Origin of the sequence: Streptomyces sp. NRRL F-4489 (genome assembly GCF_001509485.1) — a bacterium.
Taxonomy (GTDB): Bacteria; Actinomycetota; Actinomycetes; order Streptomycetales; family Streptomycetaceae; genus Streptomyces.
The window spans coordinates 1-19,101 of the sequence record NZ_LLZI01000008.1 but is presented as its reverse complement, the minus strand read 5'-3'; the positions used below and the strand labels follow the sequence as shown (position 1 = coordinate 19,101).

13 protein-coding genes are annotated in these 19,101 nt (G+C 76.2%); 7 read left to right on the top strand and 6 right to left on the bottom strand.

Going from position 1 to position 19,101, the window contains the following annotated elements; all coding sequences use genetic code 11:
• Positions 1-667 (bottom strand): PaaX family transcriptional regulator C-terminal domain-containing protein (locus tag ADL22_RS02220; RefSeq protein ID WP_066973217.1); only part of this gene is annotated, 667 nt, incomplete at its 3' end.
• Between the two features lie 189 nt (positions 668-856).
• Between ADL22_RS02220 and ADL22_RS02215 the strand changes: the two genes are divergently transcribed.
• The 4 genes from ADL22_RS02215 to ADL22_RS02200 all read left to right on the top strand — a co-directional run bounded on the left by ADL22_RS02215 (position 857) and on the right by ADL22_RS02200 (position 7,406).
• Positions 857-2,506, top strand: coding sequence for an acyl-CoA dehydrogenase family protein (locus ADL22_RS02215; RefSeq protein WP_066973216.1), 1,650 nt, complete (start codon positions 857-859; stop codon positions 2,504-2,506).
• Positions 2,506-3,396 (top strand): crotonase/enoyl-CoA hydratase family protein, encoded by an 891-nt coding sequence (locus ADL22_RS02210; protein ID WP_079063786.1) that lies wholly within the window; start codon positions 2,506-2,508, stop codon positions 3,394-3,396. Before ADL22_RS02215 ends, ADL22_RS02210 begins: the two co-directional genes overlap by 1 nt.
• 113 nt (positions 3,397-3,509) lie before the next feature.
• Positions 3,510-5,657 carry a SpoIIE family protein phosphatase gene (locus ADL22_RS02205; RefSeq protein ID WP_066973215.1) on the top strand — a complete coding sequence of 716 codons (2,148 nt, stop codon included), beginning with the start codon at positions 3,510-3,512 and terminating at the stop codon, positions 5,655-5,657.
• Positions 5,658-5,798: 141 nt separating this feature from the next.
• Positions 5,799-7,406, top strand: a complete 1,608-nt coding sequence (locus ADL22_RS02200; protein WP_066973213.1) for a caspase family protein — start codon at positions 5,799-5,801, stop codon at positions 7,404-7,406.
• Between the two features lie 48 nt (positions 7,407-7,454).
• Here ADL22_RS02200 and ADL22_RS02195 read toward each other — a convergent pair whose 3' ends face one another.
• The 5 genes from ADL22_RS02195 to ADL22_RS02175 all read right to left on the bottom strand — a co-directional run bounded on the left by ADL22_RS02195 (position 7,455) and on the right by ADL22_RS02175 (position 15,657).
• Positions 7,455-8,852: an NADP-dependent succinic semialdehyde dehydrogenase gene (locus ADL22_RS02195; RefSeq protein WP_066973211.1), complete on the bottom strand. Its 1,398-nt coding sequence runs from the start codon at positions 8,850-8,852 to the stop codon at positions 7,455-7,457.
• A 655-nt stretch (positions 8,853-9,507) separates the two neighbouring features.
• Entirely contained in the window at positions 9,508-10,815 is a 1,308-nt protein-coding gene (locus ADL22_RS02190; RefSeq protein WP_066973209.1) for an MFS transporter, read from the bottom strand.
• Positions 10,816-10,873: 58 nt separating this feature from the next.
• Positions 10,874-12,055 carry an amidohydrolase family protein gene (locus ADL22_RS02185; RefSeq protein ID WP_199836191.1) on the bottom strand — a complete coding sequence of 394 codons (1,182 nt, stop codon included), beginning with the start codon at positions 12,053-12,055 and terminating at the stop codon, positions 10,874-10,876.
• Positions 12,049-13,434: a glutamine synthetase family protein gene (locus tag ADL22_RS02180; RefSeq protein WP_066973206.1), complete on the bottom strand. Its 1,386-nt coding sequence runs from the start codon at positions 13,432-13,434 to the stop codon at positions 12,049-12,051. The genes ADL22_RS02185 and ADL22_RS02180 overlap by 7 nt, the downstream gene beginning before the upstream one ends.
• Before the next feature lie 159 nt (positions 13,435-13,593).
• Positions 13,594-15,657 (bottom strand): SpoIIE family protein phosphatase, encoded by a 2,064-nt coding sequence (locus ADL22_RS02175; RefSeq protein WP_066973218.1) that lies wholly within the window; start codon positions 15,655-15,657, stop codon positions 13,594-13,596.
• Positions 15,658-15,864: 207 nt separating this feature from the next.
• Here ADL22_RS02175 and ADL22_RS02170 point away from each other — a divergent pair, with 207 nt between their 5' ends.
• The 3 genes from ADL22_RS02170 to ADL22_RS02160 all read left to right on the top strand — a co-directional run bounded on the left by ADL22_RS02170 (position 15,865) and on the right by ADL22_RS02160 (position 18,916).
• Positions 15,865-16,863 (top strand): TetR/AcrR family transcriptional regulator, encoded by a 999-nt coding sequence (locus ADL22_RS02170; protein ID WP_234430504.1) that lies wholly within the window; start codon positions 15,865-15,867, stop codon positions 16,861-16,863.
• Positions 16,864-16,933: 70 nt separating this feature from the next.
• On the top strand, positions 16,934-17,839 hold the full coding sequence (locus tag ADL22_RS02165) for a 3-keto-5-aminohexanoate cleavage protein (protein ID WP_066973204.1): 906 nt from the start codon (positions 16,934-16,936) through the stop codon (positions 17,837-17,839).
• A gap of 102 nt (positions 17,840-17,941) precedes the next feature.
• Positions 17,942-18,916, top strand: a complete 975-nt coding sequence (locus ADL22_RS02160) for a 3-hydroxyacyl-CoA dehydrogenase NAD-binding domain-containing protein (protein ID WP_066973203.1) — start codon at positions 17,942-17,944, stop codon at positions 18,914-18,916.
• The last annotated feature ends 185 nt before the right edge of the window (positions 18,917-19,101 follow it).

The window sequence follows — 19,101 nt, the reverse complement described above, 5'->3', positions numbered from 1 at the left end:
CGCCGGGCCAGTCGGCGGGGAGCAGCGGGTCCGGCAGCAGCGGGTCGGTGACGAGGTGGCGGAGGACGGCCGCGGCGGCGGTGAAGCGGTCGGCGGGGGTGGCCGCGCGCTCCAGGGCGGTGAGCAGTTCGCGGGCGCGGGCGGCCCAGCCGGGCAGGTCCCACAGGGTCCGGGCCAGGGCGGCCGGGTCGCCGTCGGGGACGGCGGTGAACCACGCGCACTGCGCGGTGGCCACCGCCGGGCGGGGCCGGTCGAGGTTGGCCGGGCGCAGCCAGCTGCCCTCGCGGAGTTCGGCCAGCCGCAGCGCGGCCATCGCCTGGCGGAGCGCGGTGCGTTCGGCGGGCGGGCGGCGGTCGGCGCTGACCACCGCCATCTCCCAGTCGCCGGACCAGGGCCGGGTGCGCGGGGCGCGGCTCTCGTCCTGCCGGGCCTGGCGGGCCAGCAGCCGGGCGGTGAGCGCGTAGCCGTCCGGGTCCTGCCGGAGGTCGCCGGCCGCGACCATCCGGGACAGCGCGACCCGGACGGTGCCCTCGGCGATGCCGAACAGCTCCCCGACCCGGACCAGGGCGCGCGCCGGGAGCCGGGGCGGGTGGTGGCCGAGCAGGGTGCTCAGCACCACGGAGCGGGCGGTCAGCGGGCGGAGGGCGGGCGGGGCGGCGTCGTTCATAGGTGGCGGAAGTCTAGGACCCGGGGCGGGCGGCCTCCCCGGGGGGCCGGACCGACCGCCGAGTCCCCCACCGGGCCGGTCGGCTCCTCCGGGCGCCCCGCCCCGCCGCTCCCGGCACGCAGGCAGACCAGCCGCCGCGGCCGGCGTTACAGTCTTCCCTCACCCGTACGGAATCTGTAACGTCGCGGTATGACCGTCACCCATGAAGTAACCAATCAGGCCCCGCCGCTGACCGGTTTCAGCACCGCGGACGAGCCGGCCCTGTGGGAGGCGCTGCGCCGGGACGGCGGCGCCTGGGGCGAGCCGGAGGTGGCCGCGCTCGGCGCGCTGGCCGGTTCGGCGGAGGTGCAGGACCAGGCGCGCTGGGCGGAGCAGCAGCCGCCCCGGCTGCACACCCACGACCGGTACGGGCACCGGGTGGACGAGGTGGAGTTCCACCCGGCGTGGCACCAGCTGATGGCCACCGCCGTGGAGCACGGTCTGCACGCCGCCCCGTGGGGCGACGGCCGGCCGGGCGCGCATCTGGTGCGCGCGGCGAAGTTCTACGTCTGGTCGCAGGCCGAGGCCGGCCACGGCTGCCCGGTCTCGATGACCTACGCCGCGGTGCCCGCCCTGCGCGCCGCGCCCGAACTCGCCGCGCACTACGAGCCGTTGCTCACCGCCCGCCACTACGACCCCGGGCTGCGGCCCCCGCTGACCAAGCGCGGGCTGATCGCCGGGATGTCGATGACGGAGAAGCAGGGCGGCTCCGACGTCCGGGCGAACACCACCGCCGCGGTGCCGGCCGGGGACGGCAGCTACCGCCTGACCGGCCACAAGTGGTTCACCTCGGCCCCGATGAGCGATGTGTTCCTGGCGCTGGCGCAGGCCCCGGAGGGGCTGACCTGCTTCCTGGTGCCCCGGGTGCTGCCGGACGGCACCCGCAACGGCATGCACCTGATGCGGCTGAAGGACAAGCTCGGCAACCGCTCCAACGCCTCGTCCGAGATCGAGTACGCGGACGCGGTCGCCTGGCCGGTCGGCGCGCCGGGGCGCGGGGTGCGGACCATCGTGGAGATGGTCAACATGACCCGGCTGGACTGCGTGCTGGGCTCGGCGGCCGGGATGCGGGCCGGGCTGCGGCAGGCGCTGCACCACACCGCGCACCGGCGGGCGTTCGGCCGGGAGCTGGACCGGCAGCCGCTGATGCGCGCGGTGCTGGCCGATCTGGCCGTCGAGTCGGAGGCGGCGACGGTGCTGGGGCTGCGGCTGGCGGCGGCGGTGGACCGTTCGCAGGCCGGCGACGCCGGGGAGGCGGCGCTGCGGCGGCTGGCGCTGGCCGCCGGGAAGTACTGGGTGTGCAAGCGGGGCAGCGGGCACGCGGCGGAGGCGCTGGAGTGCCTGGGCGGCAACGGCTACGTCGAGGACTCCGGTATGCCGCGGCTCTACCGGGAGGCGCCGCTGCTGTCCATCTGGGAGGGCTCGGGCAATGTCGCCGCGCTGGACGTGCTGCGCGCGCTGTCCCGCGAACCGGCCGCGCTGGACGCCTACTTCGCCGAGGTGGACGCGGCGGCCGGCGCCGACCGGCGGCTGGACGCGGCGGTGGCCGGGGTGCGCAAGCTGCTCGGCGGGCTCGGCGACCCGGACCGGGCGCAGCTGATGGCCCGTTCGCTGGCGGAGCGGCTGGCGCTGGTGCTCCAGGGTTCGCTGCTGGTGCGGTACAGCACCCCGGCGGTGGCCGACGCGTTCTGCGCCTCCCGGCTGGACGGCGAGTGGGGGCACGCGTTCGGCACCCTGCCGCCCGGCGCCGACCTCACCGGGGTCCTGGCGCGCGCCCGGACCGTCCCGGACGCCGCCTGATGGCGGACGGTCCCGGTGCGCGGGCCCGGGACGACGGTGCGCCGGGCCAGGATTCCGGCGCCCCGGTCCGGGATTCCGGCGCTCCGGTCCGGGATTCCGGCGCCCCGGTCCGGGATTCCGGCGCTCCGGTCCGGGTGGAGAAGGCCGGCCCGGTGACGACGGTGGTGCTGTCCCGGCCCGCCGTACGCAACGCGGTGGACGGGCCGACCGCCCGCCAACTGGCCGATGCCTTCCGGGAGTTCGAGGCGGACGACGCGGCGCGGGTGGCGGTGCTGTGGGGCGAGGGCGGCACGTTCTGCGCGGGTGCCGACCTGAAGGCGGCCGGCACCGCGCGCGGCAACAGGGTCGCGCCGGACGGCGACGGCCCCATGGGGCCGACCCGGATGCGGCTGGGCAAACCGGTGATCGCCGCCATCGCCGGGCACGCGGTGGCCGGCGGCCTGGAGCTGGCGCTCTGGTGCGATCTGCGGATCGCGGAGGAGGACGCGGTGTTCGGGGTGTTCTGCCGGCGGTGGGGCGTCCCGCTGATCGACGGCGGCACGGTGCGGCTGCCCCGGCTGATCGGCGCGGGCCGGGCCAGGGACCTGGTGCTGACCGGCCGCCCGGTGCGGGCCGGCGAGGCGCTGGCCATCGGGCTGGTGACCCGCGTGGTGCCCACCGGGACCGCGCGGGCCGCCGCCGAGCACCTGGCCGCGGAGCTGGCCCGTCTCCCCCAGGCGTGCCTGCGCGCCGACCGGGCGTCCCTGCTGGACCAGGAAGGGCTGGACGAGGCCGCGGCGCTGGCGGCCGAGTTCCGGCACGGGCGGGCCGTGCTGGCCGAGGGGCTGGCGGGCGCGGCCCGCTTCGCGGCGGGGGCGGGCCGCCACGGGGCACCGGACGACGGCCGCTGACGCGGGCCCGGCGAGGGGGCGCCCGTAAAGGCGACCGGAAAGACCGGAGGCGGTCACCCGGCGTCACCCCCGCCGGGAATGCCCCCGCCCGCACCCCGCCGTAAGGTGTTCGCATGGCCCAGCGGCCCCCCGACCCCTCCGCGGAGCGCTACGACCCCCGCGCCGACCGGGACCCGCCCCGGGTGAAGGAGGCGGCGCCGGGGGTGTCCCGCGATGAGCCGATCGGCCTGCGCGAACGGCTGTCGCTGAACCGCATGGGCACCTTCGACTGGGATCTGGACAGCGGCTCCATGGAGCTGGACGCCGGGGCGATGGAGGTCTTCGACCTGCGCCCCGGGGAGTGCGACGGCGCGCCGATGTCCCTGGTCTCCCGGGTGCCGCCGGAGGAGGGCATGCGGCTGGACGCCGCGCTGTCCCAGGCCCTCCAGGACGGCAGCTCGTCGTACGGGGCGTACTTCCGCGTGCTGTGCCGGGACGGGACCCGCCGGTGGACGCACTCCCAGGGCCGGATCCTGCACGACGCGCGGGGCGTGGCGTACCGGGTCATCGGCATCGTCCGGGAGGCGACCAGCGAGCTCGCCGACTCCGCGCTGCTGCGCTCGCTCCAGCAGGAGCGGCAGCGCCAGACGGTCATGGTGCAGCAGACCACCGCGGCGCTGGCCCGGGCGCTGTCGGTGCGGGACGTGACGCGGGTGCTGACCGGGGCCGGCGGCGCCCGGCGGTTCGGCGCGGACGCGCTGGTGCTGGGGCTGGTGGCCAGCGGCCGGTTCGAGGTGATCGCCACCACCGGGCTGGGCGGCGAGGTGCCCGAGGACATGATGACCGCGCGGCTGGACGACTCCCTGCCGCTGTCCGAGGCGGCCCGCACCCGGCGGCCGAGCTTCCTGAGCACCCGCGGCGAGCTGATCGCCCGCTATCCGCGGCTGCGGCCGTACACCGACGCGCTGCCGACCGGCAGCGCCGCGTTCCTGCCGCTGATCGCGCAGGACACCGTCCTGGGGGCGCTGGGGCTGCTCAACCACGAGCCGGCGGTGCAGTCGCCGGAGGCGCGGAATCTGGCGCTGGCGCTGGCCGGTGTGGTGGCGCAGTCGCTCCAGCGGGCGACCCTGTTCGACCAGGAGCGGGAGTTCGCGACCGGGCTCCAGGCGGCGATGCTGCCGCGCCGGCTGCCGGCCGTCCGGGGCGGCGAGGTCACCGTCCGCTACCACCCGGCGAGCGTCGGCCGGGACGTCGGCGGCGACTGGTACGACGTGATCGCGCTGCCGCAGGGCCGCGTCGGGCTGGTGGTCGGCGACGTCCAGGGGCACGACACGCACGCCGCGGCGGTGATGGGCCAGCTGCGGATCGCGCTGCGCGCGTACGCCAGCGAGGGGCACGCCCCGGAGACGGTGCTGGTGCGGGCCTCCCGCTTCCTGGCGGAGCTGGAGACCGAGCGGTTCGCGACCTGCACCTACGTCCAGGCCGACCTGGAGTCCGGGGCGCTGCACCTGGCCCGGGCCGGCCATCTGGGGCCGCTGATCTGCAACAGCTCCCGGCACATCGACTGGCCGGAGATCGCCGGCGGGCTGCCGCTGGGCCTGGCCACCGGCTTCGGCCACGACCACTTCCCCGAGACCCAGCTGTTCCTGGAACCGGGCTCGACGCTGCTGCTGTGCACCGACGGGCTGGTGGAGCAGCCCGGCCGGGACATCACCGCGGGCATGGCCGAACTGTCCGGCCTGGTCCGCTCCGGCCCGGCGGACCTGGACGCGCTCGCCGACCGGCTCTCCGACCACCTGTGGGCCCGGCCCGGGTCGGACGACGACATGGCGCTGCTGCTGCTCCACCGCAGCGCGATCCCCGGGGAGGCCGCCACCCCGCGGATGCGGCTGCACGTCCACCAGGCCGATCCGGCGGGCACCGCGGAGGTCCGCTCGGCGGTGCGCCGCACGCTGGACCAGTGGCGGGCCGGCGCGGTCACCCACGACGTGGAGGTCGCCGCCTCCGAGCTGATCGCCAACGCGCTCACCCACACCGAGAGCGGCGCGCTGGTCTCGGTGGAGCTGCTGCCCGGCGCCCCGCCCCGGATCCGGCTGGAGGTCGAGGACCGCTCCAGCCAGTGGCCGCGGCGCCGCCGGCCCGGTGAGACCGCGACGTCGGGGCGCGGGCTGCTGCTGGTGGAGGCGCTGTCGGACCGGTGGGGCGCGGAGCCGCGGGGCTCGGGCAAGGCGCTGTGGTGCGAGTTCACGGTCCCAGCCGGGCCGGACGGAAGCGGAACCTGAACTCCCGTTCCGCGGGCGGGAGATGGGCGCCCGGCGGCCGGTCCGCGCGCCGCCGCGGAAACGGTCCGGACGCCGGGGTGATCGTGCCAGGATGGCGGCGGGGGCGCGCCTGGAGGAGCGTGCGCCCCGGGGGAGGACACCATGAGTGGCAGATCCGCGGGCCGGTGGTTCCCGTACGGCCCGGCCAGCCGCGCCGTACTGATCGGGACGAGCCGCTTCACCAGCCCGGGTCTGGAGGACCTGCCGTCGGTCGCGAACAGCCTGTGGGGGATGCGGGACGCGCTCACCCACCCGGCGCACGGGCTGCTGGCCCCGGAGCACTGCCGGGTGCTGGCCGACCCGGCCGACGCGGCGGCCATCGGCGAGGCGCTGAACCGCGCGGAGGAGGAGGCGCGGGAACTGCTGCTGGTGTACTACGCGGGCCATGGCGTACTGGACGAGGACGGGCGGCTGCACCTGGGGCTGGTGCCCACCGACCGGAGCCATGTGCGGTTCTCCGGGGTGCCGATCGACGTGGTGAAGCGGCATCTGGAGGGGTCGGCGGCGCGCGCCCGGGTGCTGATCCTCGACTGCTGCTTCTCGGGCCGGGCGATCTCCGTGATGTCCGACCCGGTGTCCCTGGCCCTGGGCCAGCTGGACCTCTCCGGGACGTACATCCTGACCGCCGCCCCGAAGAACGCGCCGGCCCTGGCGCCCCCCGGGGAGCGGTACACCGCGTTCACGGGTGCCCTGCTGGGCGCCCTGGGCGCGCCGATGCCGCTCACCCTGGACGAGATCCACGCCTACGCGGACGGGGTGCTCAGCGGCCGCCCGACGCCGATGCCGCGCCCGCAGCGGCTGGCGTCCGGCGCGACGGGCTCGCTGGTGCTGATGCGGGGGCCGGCGGACACGGCGGGGGCCGCCGGGGCGCCGGGGGCGCGGGGGGCGGCACGCGCGGTGCCGCCCGGGCCCGTCCCGCCGCCCGGCGCGGTGCCGCCGTACGGCGCGGCGCCTCCGTACGGCGCGGTGCCGCCCTACGGCCCGGTCCCGCCCGGCCCGGCCCCGCGCCGGCCGCGCCGCCGGGGCGGGCCGCTGCTGGTCGCGGCGGCCGCGGCCGGCGGCGCGCTCGCGGTCGTCCTGGTCACGTCCCTGGTCAACGGCCTGGCCGGGGCCGACACCGGCACCACGGCCGGCGCCACGGGTGGGAACCGCACCACCCAGGGCACCACCGGGGGCGGCACCTTCGCCCCTCCCCCGGCCACAGGGCGGACCGGCACACCGCCCCAGGGGAACACCCGCCCCACCCCGGCCGCCGACACCGCGACCGTCGTCTACCGCGACCGCAAGCTGGTCTGGCGCGCCGCGGCCTGCCTGGGCAGCGCCCTCCAGGAGCTGGACCTCGACAAACCCGCCACCGGCCCGGTGTCGTTCACCACCCTGGACACCGATCTCCTCTACGTCGGCTGCCTGCCCGGTAGCCAGCCGATGATCCAGACCAACGACCTGACCAACCAGGTGCGGGTGGGCGCCGCGGACGCCGGGACGAACACCGCGGCGGCCTGCCGGGCGGCGGCCCAGGGCGCCACGCTCGGCCCGCGCACCAGCGCGAGCAAGATCACCGCCGGTACGGTCTGGTGCGTGGTGACCGGTCAGAACCAAGTCGCCAAGGTGGTGTTCACCAAGGTGGACCCGGCCGACGCGAGCAGCGGCGCGGGCCGGGCCAATCCGACCTTCGAACTGTCCGCCACCTTGTGGAACGACGCGTCCTGACCCGGCGGGGCCGCACCGGGCCAGGGGCGGCGGGGGCAGTGGCCGGGGCTACTCCTCCGGCCCGTACCACAGCGTCGTCATGTTGCAGAACTCCCGGATGCCGTGGCCGGCCAGCTCCCGGCCGTAGCCGGAGCGCTTGGCGCCGCCGAACGGCAGGCCGGGGTGGGAGGCGGTCATGCCGTTGAAGTACACCCCGCCGGCGATCAGGTCGCGGGCCAGCCGCTCCTGCTCCGCCGGGTCGCGGGTCCAGGCGTTGGAACTGAGCCCGAACGGCGTGTCGTTGGCGAGCGCGATCGCCTCGTCGAGGTCGGCGACCCGATAGAGCACGGCGACGGGACCGAACGCCTCCTCGCGGTGGATCCGCATGCTCGGGGTGACGCCGGTGAGCACGGTCGGCTCGTAGAACCACCCGGCCTTCCGGTCCGGCGGGCGGCGGCCGCCGCATACCGCGCGGGCGCCCTGGTGGACCGCGTCGTCGACCAGTTCCTCCAGGTCGGAGCGGCCCTGTTCGCTGGCGAGCGGGCCGATGTCGGTGTCCTCGTCCATCGGGTCGCCGACGGTCAGCGCGGCCATGCCCTCGGTGAAGCGCTCGGCGAAGGCGTCGTAGACGTCGTTGTGGACGATGAACCGCTTGGCGGCGATGCAGGACTGGCCGTTGTTCTGGACGCGGGCGGTGACGGCCACCTTGGCGGCCTTGTCGAGGTCGGCGGAGGGGAGGACGACGTACGGGTCGCTGCCGCCGAGTTCGAGGACGGTCTTCTTGACCTCGTCGCCGGCGGTGGACGCGACCGCGCGGCCGGCCGGTTCGCTGCCGGTGAGGGTGGCGGCGGCGACCCGCGGGTCGCGCAGTACGTCCTCGACGGCGCCGGAGCCGATCAGCAGGGTCTGGAAGCAGCCGTCGGGGTAGCCGGCGCGGCGGAACAGCTCCTCCAGATAGAGCGCGGTCTGCGGGACGTTGGAGGCGTGTTTGAGCAGTCCGGTGTTGCCGGCCATGAGGGCGGGCGCGGCGAACCGCACGACCTGCCAGAGCGGGAAGTTCCACGGCATCACCGCGAGGACGGGGCCCAGCGGGCGGTAGCGCACCACCGCGCGGACCGCGCCGGAGTCGTGGACGTCGGCCGGGTCGGGCCGCTCGTCGGCGAGCAGCGCCTCGGCGTGGTCGGCGTACCAGCGCATGGCCTTGACGGACTTGGCGGCCTCGGCGCGGGCCTGGGCGAGGGGTTTGCCCATTTCGGTGGTCATGGTCCGGGCGACGCCGTCCTGGTCGGCCTCCAGGAGACCGGCGGCCTTGTGGAGGAGTTCGGCGCGGCGGGCGAAGGACGTGGTGCGGTGGAGCTGGAAGCCCTGTTCGGCGCGGACCAGGCGGTCCTCGATCTCGCCTGCGTTGAGCGCGTCGAAGGTCTTGAGGGTCTCGCCGGTGGCCGGGTTGACCGTGGCGATGGCCATGTCGGCACCTCCTTGCGGTGGCTGCGGTTCCGGGCGGGGGCGGATCAGGGCCGGTCCGGCGGCCGGGTCAGCGGCCGGGGCGGCGGGGACGGGTCCGGTACGGGGTCGGGGCCGGGCGGGCGCGGCACCGGCGAGGGCTCCGGCGGCACCGGCTGGGGCGGCGGGGGCGGATGCGGCGGCGGGCCGGGCATCGGGCCGGGGCCGGGCGGCGGTTCCGGCGGGGGACCCGGCGTGGGCCGGGGCCCGGGCGGCGGACCGCCGGGGTCGGGCGGCGGGCTGCCCGGGTCGGGCGGCGGACCGCCAGGGCCTCCGGGGTCGGGGGGAGGGCCGGGCAGGGGTCCGGGGCCCGGCGGCGGACCACCGGGATCGGGCGGCGGACTGCCAGGTCCCCCGGGATCGGGCGGCGGGCCCCCGGGGCCACCGGGGTCAGGCGGCGGGCCCCCTGGGTCCGGCGGGGGGACGGGCGGGGGCTGCGGTTCGCGGTCCGCGGTGGGACCGCGGCGGATGTGCGGTTGCCGCTGCACGGCGGGCCTCCGGTGTGGGACGACGGGTGGCTTACGAGCCCCCGTACCCGAGTCTGGCCCGTCCATGGCCCCGGCGCACGGCGGATTCCGGCGCCGGGAGGGCGGCCCGCCGCCCGGCCGTCAGGGCGCCGTCACGGCTGCGGGTCGCGGGCGTCGTAGCGGGCGAAGGCGCGGCGGCCCAGCCCGAGCGCGGTCACCACCAGCACACACGCCAGACCGCCGCCGATCACCGCCGCGGCGGGCGAGGTCAGGTCGGCGGCCGAACCGGCGAGGAAGTCGCCGAGCCGCGGCCCGCCCGCGACCACCACCACGAAGACGCCCTGGAGCCGGCCGCGCATCTCGTCCGGGGTGGCGGCCTGGAGCATGGTGCTGCGGAACACCATCGAGACGGTGTCCGCGCAGCCCGCGACGGCCAGGAAGAACAGCCCCAGCCACAGGTGGCGGGAGAGGCCGAAGGCGGCGATCGCCGCGCCCCAGGCCGCCACCGCCACCAGGATGGCCAGGCCGTGCCGGCGGATGCCGCCGAGCCAGCCGGAGAACAGCCCGCCGAGCACCGCGCCGACCGCCGGCGCGGCGACGAGCAGGCCGACGGTCTTCGCGTCGCCGCCGAACCACAGCGCGGCGATCGCCGGGAACAGCGCCCGGGGCTGGGCCAGCACCATCGCGGCCAGGTCGGAGAAGAACGTCATCCGCAGGTTGGGGCGGGTGGCCAGGAAGCGCAGCCCGTCCAGGACGGAGGCGCGGCGGGCCGGCCGGTCGCCCGCGCCGGGCCGCATCGCGGGCAGCCGCCACATGGCGTAGAGCGAGGCGCCGAACGCCACCACGTCGATGAGGTACGCCGCCTGGTAGCCCCACCAGCCGACGATCACGCCGCCCAGCATCGGGCCGCCCATCAGGCCGAGGTTGGTGGTCAGCGACGACAGGGCGTTGGCGGCCGGCAGCTGCTCGGCGGGCAGCAGGCGCGGGATCATCGACGAGCGGGCCGGGGAGTTCATCGCGAAGCACACGGCCTGGAGCGCGACGACGGTGTAGAGCAGCCAGACCCGGTGGTAGCCGGCGAGCGCCGCGCCGGCCAGGACGACCGACATGGCGGTGGCGCCGGCGGCGCTGTACAGGCCGAGTTTGCGGCGGTCGACGGTGTCGGCGATGGCGCCGCCGTAGAGCCCGAAGACGATCAGCGGGACGAGGGAGCACAGGCCCACCAGGCCGACCGCGAAGGTGGAGCGGGTCAGGGCGTAGACCTGGAGGGAGACCGCCAGCGCGGTCATCTGCTGGCCCATCCAGGAGACGGTGTTGCCGCACCACAGGCGGCGGTAGTCCGGCGAGACGCGCAGCGGCGTCAGATCGGCGAATATCCGTCCGCGCAGGCGTGGGCGGGACGCTCCGCTCGCGGCGGCCCGGTCCCCGGCGGGTGCGTCAGAGGTCGTTGTACGTGGCACGCGGCAGTAAACCACGCCGCCCGACCGCGAGGGAATAGGCAATCGGGCCGTGCGCCCCTTACCGCCCGCCGTCCTCCGGGCCGTCCGCCGTACCGCCGTCCTCCAGCCCGTACACCCGCCGCGCGTTCCCCGCCGCGATCATCGCCCCGACCCGCCGGGCGTCCGCCGCCGACCACGCCCCGGACGCCGTCCACCCGTCCAGCAGCTCCGCCAGCGCCGTGCGGAACAGCGCGCTGCCGACGACATACAGCTCCGGCAGGCCGTAGGCGTCGGTGGAGAACAGCAGCTTGCCGAACGGCGCCAGCTCCAGGAACTCCGCGAGCACCGCCGCGGCCCGGGCGCCGGTGTGGGTCAGGGTCAGCCCGACGTCGGCGTAGACGTGCGGGAACACCGCGGCCAGGTAGGCGGCCTGACGGTGATACGGGTAGCAGTGCAGCAGCACCACGTCGGTGCCGGTGTCCGCGGTGGCCCGCAGCAGATCGGTCAGGAGCGCCGGATCGGCGCGGTCCAGCCGCAGGTCGGGGTCGCCGAAGCCGGTGTGCAGCTGGAGCGGGCGGCCGGTGGCGACCGCGAGCCATATGAGGTGGCGCAGCAGGACCGGGTCGGTCAGGCGGGGCGCGCCCGCGGCGAGCCAGTCCCGGGCCGCGGTCCGCACCGCGTCCGGGCCGGGCGGCCGGGGGTCCAGGGCCAGGCCGTGCCGGTAGGCGGCCACCGACTTGAACGCGGCGGCGGTACGGGCCGCCGCCCGGACGGCGCGGTCCAGCGCGGCGGTGAACTCCTCGGCGACCACCGGGCCGTTCGCGGCCAGGCCGGCGGCGAGCCGTTCGGCCAGGGTCTCCAGCCGCACCACCTCCCGGCCGGTGCCGCCGCCCGCGCCGGCCGTCTCCGCAGGGCCGGTGAGGTCGCCGGGCAGCCCGGTGTCGACGAGGTAGACGCCGATGCCGGTGGCGGACAGCAGCCGGCGCCGGACGGCCTCGGGGCCCAGCTCGCGGCGGCGGGCCAGATAGCGCTCGGGCGGGCAGTGCGCGGGCAGGCCGAGCAGCGGCGGGCACCAGCGGCGGACCGCGAAGCCGGTCTGGGTGTCGAAGAAGGTGGTGCCGGCCGCCGCGGGACGGTCCGCCTCGGTGAGCAGCCCGGCGAACTCCGCGGCGTCCGGCTCGTACCGCAGCACGCCGTGGCAGTGGTGGTCCACCAGCGGCGGCAGATCGCCGGCCGGCGGCCCGCCCGCGGCGGTCACCAGCGCCCGCGGGTGGCCGCGGCGATCTCCTCCGGCGCGCGGTCGGCGAAGTGCGCCTCCTCGGCCCGCCGGACCGCCAGCACCGCGCCGTGCAGCACCTCGCCCAGCGCGTCGCGCAGCGGCGCCGACTTCTCGAACCGGTCGGCGGCCTCGGTGAGCGTGGCCGGCAGCCGGACGATGCCGCGCCGGGCCCGCTCGCGCACGCCCAGGGCGGCCGGGTCGCCGGTCTGCGGGGCGGGCAGCACCGCCCCCGCCTCCAGGCCGTGCAGCCCGGCCGCGATCACCGCGCCCACCGCGAGATAGGGGTTGGCGGCGGCGTCGAAGGTCTTGACCTCGGCGTGGCCGCCGTCGGGGTCGTCGGGCGCGCCGATGACGAGCCGGAGCGCGGCCTCGCGGTTCTCCACGCCCCAGCACTGGTAGACGCCCGCCCAGTGCGAGGGCTGCAGCCGGAGGTAACTGGCGGGCGAGGGGCAGCCGATGGCCAGCAGCGCGGGCAGCGCCTCCAGCACCCCGCCCAGGAACGCCACCGCGTCCGGCGCCAGCGCCCACTCCTCGCCGGCGGCCCGGTGCAGGCTCGTCCCGCCGCGGTACAGGCCGAGGTGCAGATGGCAGCCGTTGCCGACCTCGCCGGCGACGACGGACGGGGCGAAGCTCGCGCGCAGCCCGTGCCGGGCGGAGACCGCGCGGACCGTCTCCCGGACGAGGACCACCTCGTCGGCGGCGCGCACCGGGTCGGCGGGCGCGGTGCTCACCTCGAACTGGCCCGGCGCGTACTCGGGATGGAGCTGGAGGACGTCCACGCCCTGGACGGTGAGCGCCTCGCCGACATCGCGGAGGTAGTCGGACAGCTCCACGACCCGGGCCATGCCGTACGCGGGCCCGGCGCACGGGTAGTCGAGCGCGTCACCGCCGGCCGGTCCCTGCGCGGCGGCACGCGTGACCACCCACTCGGTCTCGAAGCCCATCCGCAGCTCCAGTCCGGCGGCCGCGGCCCGTTCGGCCATCCGGCGGGCGAACAGCCGCTGGCACGCCGGGTGCGGGCGGCCCAGCTGGTCGTAGCGGTCCACCGGGGCCCAGGCCCAGCCGGGCTGGGCGGCGAGGACGGTGAGCCGCTCCAGGTCGGGGAAGAGCCGCAGGTCGCCGTCGGGGCCGCCGAGGTGGTCGGAGGGCGCGACGGCGTCGTCGGAGGTGAAGACGTCGAAGACCGGCGACATCCCCACACCCCGGGCGGCGACGTCCGGCAGCCGCCGCGCCGGGACGGTCTTGACCCGGGTGATGCCCGCGTTGTCCACCCAGGTCAGCGCGACGTTGCCGACGCCTTCCGCGTCCAGCCGCGCCGCCGACTGGCGGGCGCTCTCGCGCTCTTCCGCCCGCGTTCCCATAGAGCAGTCCTCACTTGGCCGTGCCGATCCCTCGGCGCCCGATACCGCTGGTGCCCGTTCGTCTGTGCCCGATACCGCTGTGTGCCCGTTACCGGTGGTTGCCCGTTACCGCTGCGGGTTCCGTTCCGCCGCCGGTCCGGGCGGCCGGGGCCGGGCCGGTCAGGGGCAGTGGAACTCGCACCATACGCATTTTCCGCCGCCGCGGGGCTCCACTCCCCAGACGTCCGCCAGCCGGTCGACGAGCAGCAGCCCGCGTCCTGACACCCCGGCCTCGCCCGGCTCCCGGCGGCGCGGCAGACTGCTGGACGCGTCCTCGACCTCCAGCCGCAGCCGGCGTTCCACCCCGTGCGGCATGCGGATGTTGACGACCGCCTCGCCGTCGGTGTGCAGCAGCGCGTTGGTGATCAGCTCGTCGGCGACCAGCTCGATCTCCTCGGACCGCTCCCGGGCGCCCCAGGCGCGGACCGCGGCGCGGATCATGTGGCGGGCGGCGGAGAGCGCCTGCGGGTCGGCGGGCGGGATGTGCTGCCGGAAGCGGCCCGCGGTGTCGTGGTCCGGCGGGCCCAGGCGGCGCAGCAGGAGCAGCGCCATATCGTCCCCGCCGCGCCGGCCGTCGGCCGATTCGCAGAGCCGGTCGGCGAGCTTCTGGACGTCCTGCGGGCCGTCGCGGACCTCCCGGCTCAACTGCCGCAGCCCGGCGTCCAGATCGGCCCCCGGCTCCTCCACCAGCCCGTCGGTGCACAGCACCAGGGTGTCGCCCGGGGCCAGGTGCACGGTGGTGACGGGGTAGTCCAGCAGCCGGAACTCCGAGGAGATGCCCAGCGGCAGCCCGCCCGCCACCGGCAGCCGCCGGCAGATGCCCTCGGCGTGCCGCACCATCGGGTCCAGGTGCCCGGCCCGGACGAACCGCGCGGCGCCGGTGCTCAGGTCGGCGTCCACGTACGTGCAGGTGGCGAAGCGGTCGGTGTCGAGTTCGTTGAGGAAGGCCGAGGCGCGCGCCACCACCGTCGCCGGCGCGTGCCCCTCGGCGGCGTAGGCGCGCAGCACGATCCGCAGCTGCCCCATCAGCGCGGCGGCCTGGGTGTCGTGGCCCTGGACGTCGCCGACGACCGCGGCGACCCGGCCGTCCGGCAGCGGGATCACGTCGTACCAGTCGCCGCCGATGTGCCGGCCCATCCGGGCCGAGCGGTAGCGGACCGCGATCTGCGCCTCGCGGACGCCGGGGATCCGGCGCGGCAGCATCGCCTGCTGGAGCCCGGCGGCGATCTCGTGCTCCTGGTCGTAGAGCATCGCCCGGGCCAGGCTCTGCGCGATGCTGCTGCCCAGCGCGACCAGCACACTGCGCTCCTGGTCGCCGAACTCGCTCTGCCGCTCGAAGAACAGCCCGATCGCGCCGATCGGCCGGCCCTGCGCGATCAGCGGCAGATACGCGGCGGAGCCGACGTTCAGCGGCTCGATGGCCGGCCACAGCCGCGGATACCCGGTGCGGAACTCCTCCCGGCTGCGCACGAACCGCGGCGCCAGCGTCCGCACCACCTCGCTCATCGGGAACGCGTCGCCGATCCTGGTGTACTCCAGGTCCGGTACGAAACTGCCGGCGCGGCCCTCGGACACCAGCCGGATCCGCCCGGCCTCGACCAGGCCCAGGATGACGTTCTCCGCGCCGAGCCGGCTCAGCCCCTGCTCGTCGGCGAGGGCGCCGATCACCTCGCGGACCGTGCGGGCGTGCGCCAGGGCGGCGGTGGTGCGTTCGACGATGCCGGCGTGCCGGCGGCGCTCCTCGGTGACCGCGATCCGCTCGGCGGCCTGCGCGTACTCCTCGGAGGCGTCGCGGACCACGCCGATGATCCGGCGGGGACGGCCGGTGGGGTCGCGGCGGATGCTGCCCTGGGCGTGGGTCCAGCGGAGCCCGCCGTCGCGCAGCCGGATCCGGAAGTAGGCGCCGTAGGAGTGGCTGCCGTCCTTCAGCGCGCGGGCCACCAGGGCGTCGAGCCGGGCCGCCTCGTGGCCCGGTACCCGGCAGCCGAGGCTCTCCGGGCGCTCGTCGTACTCCCCCGGCCGCAGGTCGAAAACCTCCAGCGCGGGCGGATCGAGGTGCATCAGCCCGCTGTCGAGGTCCCAGTCGAAGCCGCCCATCCCGTTGAGGGCCAGCGTCAGGTCCGGGTGGGCGGGCCAGTCGTCCGGCACCGACACGGTGGGGGGCTTCGCTCCCCGGTCAGCCATGCCGTCACTGTCCCACATCCACCCGGATCGCGGCTCGTTCAGGGGCGGTGGGGGGTGGGGCGCGGTCTCGTGCGCCCCGGTGCTGACTCGTGTCTCAGGGCTTTCGCGGCACCGGCGGCGGATTTCGGCCTGCTTCCGCTGTTTGACTCCTGCTCTCGCCGCCACATCCGTTGCGGTTATCTCAACGCGCTGTTAGCGTCCCCGGCCATGGATGAAGACGCCGGGCGCCGGATCGCGGAGGACGCGGGACAGGTCACCGGCCACGGACACGCCGCCGATCCCGGTCACGCCGCCGATCCGGGACACGGACCCGTCACCGGCCCCGGACCCGTCCCCGAGCGCGTCCGGCAGGTGATCGACCGGCTCGGCTGCAGCCAGCGGGAATTCGCCCGCCGGATCGTCATGGACCCCTCCAAGCTCTCCCGCTCCCTGGGCGGCACCCGGCGCTTCACCCTCGCCGAGATCGTCCGGATCGCCGACCTCGGCGGGGTGGACACCGGCTGGCTGCTGGGCGCCCCCGAACGCCCGGCGGCGCCGCCCGAACGCGGACCCGCCGCCGTCCCCGAAGGCGGCCGCCCGCTCCAGATCGTCCGGGAGACCGTCCGCCTGATCGCCGAGCACGGCTTCCACGCCGTACGCGTCGCCGATATCGCCGCCGCCTGCGGCACCAGCCCGGCCGCCGTGCACTACCACTTCCCCGGCCGCGACGACCTGCTGGAGGCGGCCGTCCGCTGGTGCATGGACGAGGACACCGCACGCCGGGCGGCCGGCCTGGCCGCCGCCCCCGACGCCCGCGCCGAACTCCTCCACCTCATCGCGCTGCAGACCCCGCGCACCGCGCAGCAGCGCCGGCAGTGGCTGGTCTGGCTCGACCTGTGGGCCCAGGCCGCCCGCGACACCGCCGTGGGGCGCCTGCACGAGCACTACTACCGCCAGTGGCGCACCACGGTCGCCGACGTCCTGCGCCGCGGTATCGCCCAGGGCGTCTTCCGCCCCGTCGACCCCGGCACCACCGCGCTCCGCCTCACCGCCCTCATCGACGGCCTCGCCACCCAGGTCCTGGCCACCGCCCCCGGCAGCACCACCCCGGACAGCATGCACACGGCCCTGCTGGCGTTCGTACGGAGCGAGCTGGACGCGGGGGAAGAGGCGACGGGAGAGGCCGAGGGGGGCCGGGGCCCTGGGACCCGCCCACCCGCCTCCTGACCGTCCGCCTCAGCGCCCGCCCCCGCGGCCGCCCGTGACCACCCACCCGCAGCCTGACCGAAGGGACCCCATGACCGCCCCCACCGCTCCCTCCCGCGAGGTCATCATCACCTGCGCCCTCACCGGTGCCGGCGACACCGTCCGCCGCTCCCCGCACGTCCCGGTCACGCCCGAGCAGATCGCCCGGTCCGCCGTCGAGGCGGCCGCCGCGGGCGCCGCGGTGGTGCACATCCACGTACGCGACCCCGAGACCGGCGACCCGTCCCGCGACCCGCGGCTGTACGCCGAGGTCGTCGACCGCATCAAGCAGACCGGCACCGACGTCGTCATCAACCTCACCGCCGGCATGGGCGGCGACCTCGTCCTCGACCCGGAGCGGCCGCTCACCCACCTGCCCGGAACGGACCTGGTCAGCGGCCTGGAACGGCTTCCGCACGTCGAGGACCTGCTCCCGGACATCTGCACCCTGGACTGCGGCTCCCTCAACTTCGGCGACGGCTCCACGCTCTACGTCTCCACCCCCGACATGCTGCGCGCGGGCGCCAGGCGGATCCAGGAACTGGGCGTACGGCCGGAGTTGGAGATCTTCGACACCGGTCAGCTGTGGTTCGCCAAGCAGCTGCTCGCCGAGGGGCTGCTGGACGCCCCCACCGTCTTCCAGCTGTGCATGGGCATCCCGTGGGGCGCCCCGGCCGACCCCGGAGTGCTCCAGGCGATGGTGAACATGCTGCCGGAGGGCGCCGAATGGGCCAGCTTCGCGCTCGGCCGGATGCAGATGCCCTGGGTCGCCCAGTCGATCCTGCTGGGCGGCAACGTCCGGGTCGGCCTGGAGGACAACCTCTACCTGAGCCGCGGCGTCAAGGCCACCAACGCCCAACTCGTCGAACGCGCCGTCCAGATCACCGAACTCCTCGGCGCCACCGTCGCCACCCCCGACCAGGCCCGCGCCCGCCTGGGCCTCAAGCCCCGCGGCTGATCCCTCCGGCCGCGACGGGGCCGGGTCCGAGCCCGCGCCCGGTCCCTCACCGGCCCGACACCACCCGGCGTCCCCACCCACACCGTCCCCGGAGGCATCCCCATGCCCTACACCCCCGCCACCACCCCGGAAGCCGCCCGCCGCGTGGCCTGCACAGGCGCCGGCGTCATCGGCGGCGGCTGGGTCGCCCACTTCCTCGCCCGCGGTTACGACGTCACCGCCTGGGACCCCGCCGGCGACGCCGAGGAGAAGCTCCGCCGCCTGGTCGCCGCCGCCTGGCCCGTCCTGGAGCAGCTGGGCCTCGCCGACGGCGCCTCACCGGACCGGCTGACGGTCGCCCCGACCCTCGCCGAAGCCGTCGCCGACGCCGACTTCGTCCAGGAAAGCGCCCCGGAGAAACTGGAGTTGAAGCGCTCGCTCCTCGCCGAACTGGACGCCGCCACACCCCCCGGTGTGGTCATCGCCTCCTCCACCTCCGGCTACCCGATGACCGAGATGCAGACCGCGGCCGCCGACCCGTCCCGCCTCGTCGTCGGCCACCCGTTCAACCCGCCGTACCTCATCCCGCTCGTCGAGGTCGTCGGCGGCACCCGCACCGACCCCGCCGCCGTCGCCTGGGCGTCCCGCTTCTACGGCCTGGCGGGCAAATCCGTGATCACCATGGACCGCGAGCTCCCGGGCTTCATCGCCAACCGCCTCCAGGAGGCCCTGTGGCGCGAGGCCCTGCACATGGTCGCCAACGGCGAGGCCACGGTCGCGGACATCGACGCGTCGATCACCGAAGGCCCGGGCCTGCGCTGGGCGTTCATGGGTCCCTGCCTGACCTTCGCCCTGGCCGGAGGCGAGGGCGGCATGGCCCATATGCTCGACCACTTCGGCCCGTCCCTGAAATCCCCCTGGACCCGCCTGGAAGCCCCGGAACTGGACCGCGCCCTCCGCGACGCCATGGTCAACGGCTGCGCCACCGCCGCCGGAAACCGCACCTACACCGACCTGGTCACCGAACGCGACCAAGGCATCATCAACATCCTCCGCGCCACCAACCGGCTGCCCCAGAGCGCCCCACGCCAGCCCTGAGAACCCCCACGCCCCTATACCCTCGCGGCGCGAAGCCCCAGCCCCGGTAACTCTCGCACCCCTAAACCCCAGCCCCGGTAACCCTCGCGGCCCTAAATCCCGGCCCCGGTAACCCGCTCGCCCCGAAGCCCCGGCCCCGGTAACCCTCTCGCCCCGAAGCCCCGGCCCCGGGAGCCCTCGCGGCC

What these genes read in the sequence shown, in the direction of transcription:
- ADL22_RS02215 (WP_066973216.1), top strand. Translation starts at nt 857, where the DNA reads ATGACCGTCACCCATGAAGTAACCAATCAGGCCCCGCCGCTGACCGGT.
- ADL22_RS02210 (WP_079063786.1), top strand. Translation starts at nt 2,506, where the DNA reads ATGGCGGACGGTCCCGGTGCGCGGGCCCGGGACGACGGTGCGCCGGGC.
- ADL22_RS02205 (WP_066973215.1), top strand. Translation starts at nt 3,510, where the DNA reads ATGGCCCAGCGGCCCCCCGACCCCTCCGCGGAGCGCTACGACCCCCGC.
- ADL22_RS02200 (WP_066973213.1), top strand. Translation starts at nt 5,799, where the DNA reads ATGAGTGGCAGATCCGCGGGCCGGTGGTTCCCGTACGGCCCGGCCAGC.
- ADL22_RS02195 (WP_066973211.1), bottom strand. Translation starts at nt 8,852, where the DNA reads ATGGCCATCGCCACGGTCAACCCGGCCACCGGCGAGACCCTCAAGACC.
- ADL22_RS02180 (WP_066973206.1), bottom strand. Translation starts at nt 13,434, where the DNA reads ATGGGAACGCGGGCGGAAGAGCGCGAGAGCGCCCGCCAGTCGGCGGCG.
- ADL22_RS02175 (WP_066973218.1), bottom strand. Translation starts at nt 15,657, where the DNA reads ATGGCTGACCGGGGAGCGAAGCCCCCCACCGTGTCGGTGCCGGACGAC.
- ADL22_RS02170 (WP_234430504.1), top strand. Translation starts at nt 15,865, where the DNA reads ATGGATGAAGACGCCGGGCGCCGGATCGCGGAGGACGCGGGACAGGTC.
- ADL22_RS02165 (WP_066973204.1), top strand. Translation starts at nt 16,934, where the DNA reads ATGACCGCCCCCACCGCTCCCTCCCGCGAGGTCATCATCACCTGCGCC.
- ADL22_RS02160 (WP_066973203.1), top strand. Translation starts at nt 17,942, where the DNA reads ATGCCCTACACCCCCGCCACCACCCCGGAAGCCGCCCGCCGCGTGGCC.